This is a genomic window from Candidatus Deferrimicrobiaceae bacterium (assembly GCA_035256765.1).
In the GTDB taxonomy this organism is placed as follows: domain Bacteria; phylum Desulfobacterota; class Deferrimicrobia; order Deferrimicrobiales; family Deferrimicrobiaceae; genus CSP1-8.
Window position 1 is genome coordinate 51,953 of the sequence record DATEXR010000017.1, and the last position, 10,551, is coordinate 62,503.

The window sequence follows — 10,551 nt, forward strand, 5'->3', positions numbered from 1 at the left end:
CCCAGCCTCCCTCTCAGGGAAGTGTTTCCCTGACGAAGTTACCGGTTCTTCACCGCGAGGAAGATCCGCCCCTCCCCCCGCTCCACGAGGAACAGGACGGTCTTCTCCTCCTTCACCTTCTTCATCCGTTGTTCGAACTCCTTGGAGTCCTTGACGGAGATCCGGTTGATCGCCCGGATGACGTCCCCCTCGCGGAAGCCCGCGTCTTCCGCCGGGCTGCCGGACTCGACCGACGAGACCAGCACCCCTTTCCGGTTCTCGATGTCGAGGTGCCTCGCCACCTCCGGCGTGATGTCCTGGACGGTGAGCCCCAGGCCTTTCGAGAGGTCCGGCCCACCGGCGCGCGTCTGCCCGCTTTCCGGCTCCATCTCCGCGATGGTCACGGGGATTTTTCCTTCCTTGCCGTCGCGGATCACGGTCACCTCCACATTCTTGCCGGGTTTCGTGGAGGCGACGATCTGGGGAAGATCGTGCTCGTCCGACACGTCCTTCCCGTCGAAGGAGACGATCACGTCCCCGGACCTAAGCCCCGCCTTCTCCGCCGGGCCGCCCTTGGTGACGTCCGCCACCAAGGCGCCCTTCTTCCCCGGTACGGAAAGCGTCTCCGCCATGTCCGGCGTCAGACGCTGGATGTAGACGCCGAGCCAGCCGCGGGTGACCTTCCCCTTCTCCTTGAGCTGGCCGAGGACGGACTTTGCCAGGTGGATGGGGGTCGCGAAACCGATCCCCTGGCCGCCCTGGACGATCGCCGTGTTGATCCCGACGACCTCACCCTTCATGTTGAACAGGGGACCGCCCGAGTTTCCGGGGTTGATCGACGCGTCGGTCTGGATGAAATCGTCGTACGGCCCGGAACCGATCACCCGTCCCTTGGCGCTCACGATCCCCGTCGTGACGGTGTGCCCGAGGCCGAACGGATTCCCGATGGCCACGACCCATTCCCCGATCTCCAGCTTCTCCGAATCCCCGAGGGGCACGAACGGAAGCTTCTTCCCCGTCTTGATCTTGATGAGGGCAATGTCGGTCTTCGGGTCGGTGCCGACCACCTCCGCCCGGAATTCCTCCTTGTCCAGCAACGTCACCGTGATCTCGTCGGCCTTCTCGACCACGTGGTTGTTGGTGAGGATGAACCCGTCATCGGAGACGATGAACCCGGACCCCAGGCTCCTGCGCTTCTGCTCCCGGGGGATGTTCCCGAAGAAGTTGTGGAAGAATTCCTCGAACGGGTCCTGCTGGCCGAAGGGGGAGCGCAAGCGCGGCCGGTTGAACCGCACCACCTGCGTCGTGCTGATGTTCACGACCGCCGGCGAAACCCCTTTCGCGAGGGTGGGAATGCTCTCGATCGGAAGCACTCTGTCCGGCGCGACGGCTCCGACCTCGCTCCCCTTTTCCTTCTCGCCCGACCCCAAGAAGGCGTTGGTCAGGGGAGACAGGTTCAATCCCGCCGACAGGACCACTCCCGCGGCCACCGCCGCGAGCAAGAGAACGACGACCTTGCCTTTTCCGATCACTTGATCTCCCCTCCCGGGCCCTGGCCCGCCTTCGGCGCGGAAACCCCCGCCTTGACGGCCGCCACGTACACCATCCGGAGGTGATAGAGCCCCTCCGAAAGAACACCCGACTCCTCCTCCGTGAGGTTCCCCTTGGTCTTCTCCTTGAGGATTTCGAGGAGGTCGATCGAGTCCTTGGCCGCCGGGAGGTTCACCGGGGACCTCCGGCCGTCGCCGGCCTGGACCATCCCCAGGTTGACCATCGCCCCCATCTGGACCGACAGCACGAGATCGAGGAACGACGGCCCTCCCACGGGCGATGTTTCGCCCCCAGGGCTTTTTCCTCCATGGACACTCCCCGGGGCCGTGCGGTTCCCGGCATCGCCTTGCGGCGGCGGAGGAGGTGCGGACTCCTCTGGCCTGGTCTCCTCCTTCTCCACGCCCCGCCGGTCGACGACCTTGAATCCCTTTTTCTCCTCTTCGGACATCAGATGGGCACCCCCTGCGCGATGACGACCACCTCCCCGCCTTCCTCATCGACATCGACGAAGAAGCGATCGGACTCCTTCCACTTGAGCGTGATCGGCATTTTCACCTTCTCGTCGATGTGCCGCTTGAGGAAACGGGCCCCGTACTTCACGCTGAACCCAGTCGATGAGAGGGCGGTGAGGGAGGCGTCGGAGAAGGTAAGCGTCTTGCCCGAGGCCGCCATCGACTTCCGGATCGACCCGAGGTAGATCGCCGCGATCCGCTTCACCTCGTCGAACGTGAGCGGGGAGAAGACGATGACGTCGTCGAGACGGTTGATGAATTCCGGGGTGAACCGGTTCTCGACCGCCTTGATGATGCTTTTTTTCACCGGATCGAAATTTTCGGTGCCGGCAGCGAAGCCCAGGGGGCGGGTCAGTTTCGAAAGCTCTTCCGCGCCCAGATTGCTCGTCATGATGATGATCGCGTCCGAGAAGTACACCTTCTTCCCGCGCCCGTCGGTCAGCCACCCCTCGTCGAAGACCTGGAGGAAGAGATTGTGCACGTAGGAGTCCGCCTTCTCGATCTCGTCGAGAAGGACGACCGTATAGGGATTGTCCCGCATCTGGTTGGTCAGGATCCCCCCCCTCTCGGAGCCGACGATGCCGCGCGGCATCCCGATGAGCTTGTCCACGGCGAGGGCCCCGTCCCGGTATTCCGACATGTCCACCCGGACCATGTGGCGCTCGTCCCCGAAGAGGTATTCCGCGAGCGCCTTCGCCATCTCCGTTTTTCCGACGCCCGTGGGCCCGAGGAACAGCAGAACGCCGTCCGGACGGAAGATGTTCTCCTTCAAGGGCCCCTTGTTCATCCGAAGCGATTTCCCCACGGCCCGGATCGCCTCGTGCTGACCGACGAGCCTCCGCGAAATCTTCTCCTCGAAATCCTGGAACCGGTCGAGAACGTCGCGGCGCACGATGTCCGGGGGGGTCTTCGTCTCCTCGGAGATCACCCCGAGGACGTCCTGGCTCCTCACGGATTTCCCCTCGTCCCCGCGGATCTCGACCCGGACGCACGCCGTGTCGATCCAGTTGATGATCTTGTCGGGCAAACGCAGCGACCGCGCGTACCGGTCGGACATGGAAAGGGCGAACTCGATCGCCTCGTCCGCGATCTCCACGCCGTAATTGGTCTCCAGCCTGGCTTTCAGCCCGAACAGGATCTCCCGCGTCTCCTCTTTCGTCGGCTCTTCGATCTTTACGACCCGGAACCGGCGCGCGAGCGCCTCGTCCTCCTGGATGATCTCCTTGAACTCGGTGAAGGTGGTGGCCCCGATGATCTGGACCTCCCCCCGCGCGAGCGTCGACTTGAAGATGTTCGCGGCGTCGGAGGGGACGCCCATCGCGGAGCCGGCCCCGATCAGGGTGTGGGCCTCGTCGATGAACAGGATCAGGTTCCGGCGCTCCCGGACCTCGGCGATGACCTTCTCGATGCGGTCCTCGAACATGCCTCGGAAGACCGTGCCCGCCACCACCGTGTTCATCTGCAGGTTGACGACCTGGTGGGCCCGCAGGCGTTCCGGGACCCTGTGCGGCTCGTATTCCAGCCGCATCGCGAGCCCCTCCACCACCGCGGTCTTCCCGACACCGGGGTCCCCGATGATCATCACCGAGTTGCTCCGGTCCTTGTGGCAGAGATATTCGATGATCCGGTCGATCTCCCGGTCCCGCCCCACGATCGGCGGGATCTTTCCCTCCCGCGCGAGAAGATTCAGGTTCACCCCGAACGTCCGCAGGTTGGCGGGCAGCTCGTACCGCTTGCGGAACTCCTCGACCTTCTCCTCCCGGCTGCGCAGCTGGGTCGAAAAGCGGGAAAGAGCGACGGCGGGGTCCACCCCGTAGTTCTTGAGGATCCGGGACGGGATCGAATGGACCTCGTGGAAGATCCCGAGGAAAAGATCCGCGGCGTCGATCTGGGACCGGCGGTTTCTCTGCGCCGTCTCCCAGGCCACCCGGAAGACCTGCTTCGTCGCCGGCGGGACCTTGAGCCCCACGCCGAGGTACTGCCGGGAGATGTTCAAGTGCTCGTTCACCGAGTAGAGCACCGCTTCGACGGAAAGCCCCACGGACGCCATGAGCTCCCGGAACGTCGACTTCTCCTGTTCGGCGAACGCGATGAACAGGTGCTCGAGGCCGAGGTAATAGTGGTGCCGGCGCTGGGACTCCTCGATGGAGGCGTTCAGCATCCGCTGACCGGACTCGGAGAGCTTCTCCCGGTAGAACGAGATCTCCATCATGATAAGGTCAACGCTCCTTTCCCGCCTTCCGGCGACCCGTCCATCAGGCGGCCACCCGCATCGCTCGCAGCCTTTCCACCCTCTTCTCCACGGGGGGGTGGGTACTGAACAGCGACATCATCCCCCTCCCGGACAGAGGGCTCAGAATGAACATGTGGGCAGTCGCCGGCGAGGCCTCCATGGGGACCCGCTTTGACGCCTCTGCGATCTTCTCCAGCGCGCGGGCGAGCGATTCGGGTCGCCCGCAGAACCTCGCGCCGCTCGCGTCGGCCTGGTACTCCCGCGATCGGGAGACCGCCATCTGGACGAGCATCGCGCCGATCGGGGCGAGGATCGCCATCACGATGAGCCCCAGTCCTCCGCCTCCCCCCTCCCGGTCCCTTTCTCCGCCCCCGAAAATCGCGGCGAACTGGGCGAACCGCGCCAGCATCATGACGGCCCCCGCCAGCGTTGCGGCGATCGTCCCGATGAGGATGTCCCGGTTCTTCACGTGGCCCATCTCGTGGGCGAGCACCCCTTCCAGTTCGTCCGGGGTGAGAATCTTCATGATTCCCTGCGTCACGGCAACGGCGGCGTGCTGCGGATTTCTGCCCGTGGCGAAGGCGTTGGCCGAATCGGAGGGGAGGATGTAGACCTTCGGCATCGGAAGGGAAGCCGCCGTCGCGAGCCTGTGCACCATGGCGTGAAGCTGCGGGGCCTCGGCCTCGGAAACCTCCTGTGCGCGGTACATTCGGAGCACGATCTTGTCGGAAAACCAGTAGGCCCCTGCGTTCATGAGGACGGCAAAGCCGAACGCCATGACCATGCCGCTTTGACCGCCCGCGTAATTCCCGATCCCGACGAATAAAACGGTGAGCAGCGCGAGAAGCACCCCGGTTTTCAATGTATTGCCCATGCGAATTCTCCCTCTCCTCTCCTGCGTATTGATTCCATTATAGCCAAATCAGTTCCAGCCGCCTCGTAAATTCGGATCCTCAAATGCGGCAAGCCGATCGACCAGGGAGAGAAACTCCTTCGATTGCTCTTTCGGGACGGCCACTTGCAACACCACATACTGGTCGCCCCGTGAACCGCCTCCCGGCGTCGGCACGCCCCTTCCCTTGAGCCTGAGTTTCCTGCCGCTCGACGAGCCCTCCGGAACCGAAACCGTCACAGGACCGTCGATCGTGGGCACCGATATCCTCGCCCCTTTCACCGCCTCGGAATAGGTGACGGGCAAGTCGAGGAAGATGTCGCTTCCCTCCCTGCGGAAGTACGGGTGGGGAATCATGCGGAGACGGATGATGAGGTCCCCGCTTTTTCCCGAAGCGGTTCGTTCTCCCCCTTTCCCTCCCACGCGGATGGTGGACCCGTCCCGCGCCCCCGCGGGAATCCGGACCTTGATCCGTTCGGCATGTTCCGTCACGCCGGCCCCGCCGCACTGCGGACACCCCCGCCGTCCCGCCCGGCCGGATCCCCGGCACCCCGCACACGCCTTGGGCCGCTGGTACTGAAGATCCCTCACGGCCCCCCTGGCCATGTCGAGGAAATCGACCGGAAGGTCCATCGTGAGGTCGACCCCGCGCCCGCCGGCCTGCGCGAACCGCCCTCCCTGCAACAGGTCTCCGAATATGTCCCCGAGGTCGAACGCCTCCCCCTGGGGATACCCCCCGGGGTCGAAACCGGAACCGCCCGCCCAATGGAACGGTCCTCCCTCCCGGAATCCCCCGGTGAAGACCCCTTTCCGTACCGCGTCGTATTCCTCCCGTTTCTTCCTGTCGGAAAGGACCCCGTTCGCCTCGTTGATCTCCTTGAAACGGCTTTCCGCCGCTTTGTCCCCTGGGTTCACATCGGGATGGTACTTCTTCGCCAGCCGTCGGAACGCCTTCCGGATCTCGTCGCCGGTGGCGTTTTCCGACACACCCAACACTTCGTAGTAGTTCTTCCTGGGATCCATCCCCGGTACAGCCGCCCTCCCCGGGAAAAATACCGGGGAGCCACGCTGCCCCCCGGAGCCCGGAAACCGCATTTATTCTATAACATTCACCTTGATCTGCTTCGGCTTGGCCTGTTCCTTCTTGGGAAGTTTCACCTCGAGAACGCCGTCCTTGAACTTGGCCGTCACCTTCTCCTGATCGACGGACACCGGAAGCGAGAAGGATCGCTGGAAGTTCCCGTACGACCGCTCGATCCGGTGGTAGCTCTCCTCCTTGACCTCCCTCTCGAACTTGCGCTCCCCGCGAAGCGACAGGATCCCGTCCTTCACCTCCACCGAGATCTGGTCCTTCTCCACGCCGGGAAGTTCCGCCTTGACCACGACGGAATCGTTGTTCTCGTAGATGTCCACGGCCGGTGTCCACATTCCCGTCCGGATCCCCTCGTCTCTCCCTCGGGAACGGGAAAGCGCATCCTCGAAAATCTGGTTCATCCTTTCCTGGATGGTCGACAAATCGCGAAACGGGTCCAGCCAGCGTACGATCGCCATGGTTCTCCTCCTCGTACCCCCCCCGGCCCCGATCGCGGGGCCCGGGGGGCAATGATGGATGATCGTTTCGTTACACCGCAATCTTGATCTGCTTCGGCTTCGCCTGCTCCTTCTTCGGCAGGTCCACCTGCAGGACACCGTCCTTCATCCGGGCGGTGACCTTCTCCCCGTCAACCGAGGAGGGCAACGTGAAGGAGCGATGGAAGGTACCGTACAACCGTTCGATCCGGTGGTAGCTTTCCTCCTTTACCTCCTTCTCGATCTTTCGCTCCCCTCGCAGCGTGAGGACGCCATCCTTGACCTCGACGCCGATGGCTTCCTTGTCCATGCCGGGAAGCTCCGCCCGGACGCAGATCGCGTCCTTGGTTTCATAGATGTCCACGGCCGGCATCCAAACGCCGGTTCCCAGTGCTTCCTCGCGGCCATGACCGCTTTCCAGGAAGTTTCCGAAAAGCTGATTCATCCGGTCCTGAAGGGTTGTGATGTCCCGGAACGGATCCGTCCAACGAATAAGTGCCATGATGTGTCCTCCTTTCCTCCGGCTCTGACACGAAGCCGGAATGTGTGCATGGGTTGTCCCGAAATCGGGGATCATGATCCCCGCTATTTCTTCGCGGGGTCTTCGTACTCCGCGTCGACCACCTCCCCTTCCGGTCCCTTTCCCGCCGCTTCGCCTTCCGGCGCAGGCGGGGGGGGGGAAGAGGACGCCTCCTTGTACATGTGCTCGGCGAGACGGTGTGAACGCTGCATGAGTTTCTCCGCGGCCTGTTTCAGGACGTTCTCGTCCTCGGACTTCATCGATTCCTTCGCTTCGGAGACCGCGGCCTCCACCTCGGCCGCCAGATCCGCGGGCACCTTCTCCCGGTTCTCCCGGAGCGTCTTCTCCGTGTTGTAGACGAGGGAGTCGAGGTGGTTGCGCGCCTCGATGACGGCCTTCCGCTTCCGGTCCTCGGAAGCGTGCGCCTCGGCTTCCTTGACCATCCGGTCGATATCCTCCTTGGCGAGGCCGGTCGACGCCGTGATCGTGATCTTCTGCTCCTTGGCGGTCGCCGTGTCCTTCGCGTTGACGTGGAGGATGCCGTTGGCGTCGATGTCGAAGGTCACCTCGATCTTGGGGACGCCGCGGGGCGCGGCCGGAATCCCCTCGAGGTGGAACCTCCCCAGGGTCCGGTTGGCCGCCGCCATCCCCCGCTCCCCCTGCAGGACGTGGACCTCCACGCTCGTCTGACCATCGGCCGCCGTCGTGAAGATCTCGCTCTTCCGGACCGGGATCGTCGTGTTCCTCTCGATGAGTTTCGTCATCACCCCCCCGAGCGTCTCGATCCCGAGCGACAGAGGGGTCACGTCGAGGAGCAGCATGTCCTTCACCTCACCGCCGAGGACGCCCGCCTGGACGGCGGCGCCCGCCGCCACCACCTCGTCGGGGTTCACGCCCTGGTGCGGATCGCGGCGGAAGAAGCTCTTCACCATCTGGATGACCTTCGGCATCCGGGTGGAGCCGCCGACGAGCACGACCTCGTCGATCTTGTCCACGGAGATCCCGGCGTCCTGGATCGCCAGCTCGCACGGCTTGAGAGTCCGGTCGAGGATGTCCTGGGTCATCTGCTCCATCCTGCTTCGCGTGAGCTTGAGCTGGAGATGCTTGGGCCCCGTCGCGTCCGCGGTGATGAACGGGAGGCTGATTTCGGTCTCCATCACGGAGGAGAGCTCGATCTTGGCCTTCTCGGCCACCTCCTTCAGCCTCTGAAGCGCCGTCCGGTCCTTTGACAGGTCGATCCCCTGATCCTTCCTGAATTCCGCCACGATCCACTCGATGATCCGCTGGTCGATGTTGTCGCCCCCCAGGTGCGTGTCCCCGTTGGTCGACTTCACCTCGACGACGTTGTCTCCCACCTCGAGGATCGAGATGTCGAAGGTGCCCCCTCCAAAATCGAAGACCGCGATCAGCTCGTTCTTCTTCTTATCGAGGCCGTACGCGAGTGCCGCGGCCGTCGGCTCGTTGATGATCCGGAGGACCTCCAGCCCCGCGATCGCGCCCGCGTCCTTCGTCGCCTGCCGCTGCGAGTCGTTGAAGTACGCCGGCACCGTGATGACCGCCTTCTGGACCGCCTCGCCCAGGTACGTCTCCGCGGCCTTTTTCAGCTTCCCGAGCACCATGGCGGAGATCTGCTCGGGGGTGTACTCCTTCCCGCCGGCCGTCACGGTGGCCTTCTGGCTGTCCCCCTTCGTCACCCGGTAGGGAACGAGCTTCATCTCCTCGGCGACCTCATCGTACCGGCGGCCCATGAACCGCTTGATCGAGAAAACCGTGTTCTCGGGGTTCAATACCGCCTGGCGCTTGGCCACCTGGCCGACGAGAATCTCGCCCCCCTTGCCGATGCCGACGACCGAAGGCGTGAGCCGGCTGCCCTCCTCGTTGATGATGATCTTGGGCTCCCCGCCTTCCATCACGGCCACCACGGAGTTCGTGGTGCCGAGGTCGATCCCGATGATCTTCGCCATATTCCCCTTCTCCTTTTTCCCGGATTCTGGTTCAGTACCCTTTCAACACCTTCGATATGAATCTCGCAAGCAGATGGCCGTCCACCGGCTTGGTGACGTATCCCAGCACGCCCACCTCGACCGCCCACATCCGCTGCGCCTTGCTGTCCTCCGCGGATAACAGGAGGACCGGGACCCGCGAAGCGACGCGCCCGATCTTGGCCAGCGTGTCCAGGCCTCCGGACGAGGGCACGTCCATGTCGATGACGAGGAGGTCCGTCCCCCCGCGGACGGCACTGACCAGACCGGCGGTGCAGTCCGTGAAGAGCTCCGTCATGGCCCCCGCCTCGGAGAGTGCCCCCAGAAGCGGAGCCATCGGACCCCAGTCCTCTCCTTGTGCATCCGCGATCAGAACCACTCTTCGGGCCACTTTTTCCTCCCTGCACCCTACCTGATGTCCAACATCCGTGCCAAAGGGAGCCCCCTTGTAAGATCAGCATAACTTTCTGTTTTTAATCAGTTATTATTGGCCAATACCGGACAGGCGATCAACCGAAGAAAAAATCGCGCCAAAATGGCGTACCTGCGCCGCCCCTGGGCTGCGCCATTTTGACGTGATCAACTTCCTGTGCGGGGACACTCCGGGGACACTCCTGATTCTATCGACGAGAAATAAAGGAGTGTCCCCACCCAGTGTTAGGAATGTCCCCCTTGGGAGTGTCCCCGGGGACCGCAACCGGGGCCCCTGGCTCGCGGAGGGGTCCCCTCGGCTACGCTCGCGACCTTGCGCCCGCTCGCTGCCGGTTCCGCTCGACGCGATTTCTTCCCTTCGGCGGGACACTCCTCCAACCGTACTACCGACAACCTCCAGGAGTGTCCCCCCGCCTCGTCGACCCCCCCGCATCGCCTCGGGTCCCCGGCCGACGAACAAGCCACGCGGCGCCTTCCCGGTGCGTACCCTACACCGGGGCGCCATCGGCGGAGCAGCCGAAGGACGGGGGGTCCGAACGGAGCTTTCCGGGAGGAAGGTCAAGCGCAGACTTGCGGGTTCATCGCAAGTCGAGCGACGAAGTGAGCGACCCCCCTCCGAGGATGCGGAGCGATAGCCGCCCGCGAGCCCCGGGCACCGGGAGGCACGTATAGAACCGTTGCCATATTTTGGATATGAACCACGAAGCTTCCTAGGAGATCCCGTACTCCCTGACTTTTCGCTGGAGGGTTCGCAGCCCGATCCCGAGCCTCTTCGCCGCCTGCGTCTTGTTCCCGTCCGTCTTCAGCAGGGCGGCCACGATGGCCTCGCGCTCGATCTCCTCGAGCGTTCGGGCCGAAGGAAGGGGAATCGGTCCGGACGG

General features: G+C 63.8%; 9 protein-coding genes. All 9 read right to left on the reverse strand.

What is annotated here, in order from left to right:
* Positions 1–38: 38 nt before the first annotated feature.
* The gene (locus VJ307_00780) at positions 39–1,511 is read right to left on the reverse strand and encodes a DegQ family serine endoprotease (GenBank protein HJX72659.1); all 1,473 of its coding nucleotides are present in this window, start codon (positions 1,509–1,511) and stop codon (positions 39–41) included.
* Positions 1,508–1,978, reverse strand: a complete 471-nt coding sequence (locus VJ307_00785; GenBank protein ID HJX72660.1) for a DUF1844 domain-containing protein — start codon at positions 1,976–1,978, stop codon at positions 1,508–1,510. Before VJ307_00785 ends, VJ307_00780 begins: the two co-directional genes overlap by 4 nt.
* Positions 1,978–4,254: an ATP-dependent Clp protease ATP-binding subunit gene (locus VJ307_00790; protein HJX72661.1), complete on the reverse strand. Its 2,277-nt coding sequence runs from the start codon at positions 4,252–4,254 to the stop codon at positions 1,978–1,980. Before VJ307_00790 ends, VJ307_00785 begins: the two co-directional genes overlap by 1 nt.
* Positions 4,255–4,297: 43 nt before the next feature.
* A complete protein-coding gene (gene htpX, locus VJ307_00795; protein ID HJX72662.1) occupies positions 4,298–5,149 on the reverse strand; it encodes a zinc metalloprotease HtpX in 852 nt (283 codons plus the stop codon).
* Between the two features lie 48 nt (positions 5,150–5,197).
* Entirely contained in the window at positions 5,198–6,190 is a 993-nt protein-coding gene (locus VJ307_00800; protein ID HJX72663.1) for a J domain-containing protein, read from the reverse strand.
* A 72-nt stretch (positions 6,191–6,262) separates the two neighbouring features.
* Positions 6,263–6,718, reverse strand: coding sequence for an Hsp20/alpha crystallin family protein (locus tag VJ307_00805; GenBank protein ID HJX72664.1), 456 nt, complete (start codon positions 6,716–6,718; stop codon positions 6,263–6,265).
* 70 nt (positions 6,719–6,788) lie between these two features.
* A complete protein-coding gene (locus VJ307_00810; GenBank protein HJX72665.1) occupies positions 6,789–7,238 on the reverse strand; it encodes an Hsp20/alpha crystallin family protein in 450 nt (149 codons plus the stop codon).
* 83 nt (positions 7,239–7,321) lie between these two features.
* Complete coding sequence (gene dnaK, locus VJ307_00815; protein ID HJX72666.1) at positions 7,322–9,220, reverse strand: molecular chaperone DnaK; 1,899 nt, start codon at positions 9,218–9,220, stop codon at positions 7,322–7,324.
* Between the two features lie 31 nt (positions 9,221–9,251).
* Positions 9,252–9,575 (reverse strand): response regulator, encoded by a 324-nt coding sequence (locus VJ307_00820; protein ID HJX72667.1) that lies wholly within the window; start codon positions 9,573–9,575, stop codon positions 9,252–9,254.
* Between the last annotated feature and the right edge of the window lie 976 nt (positions 9,576–10,551).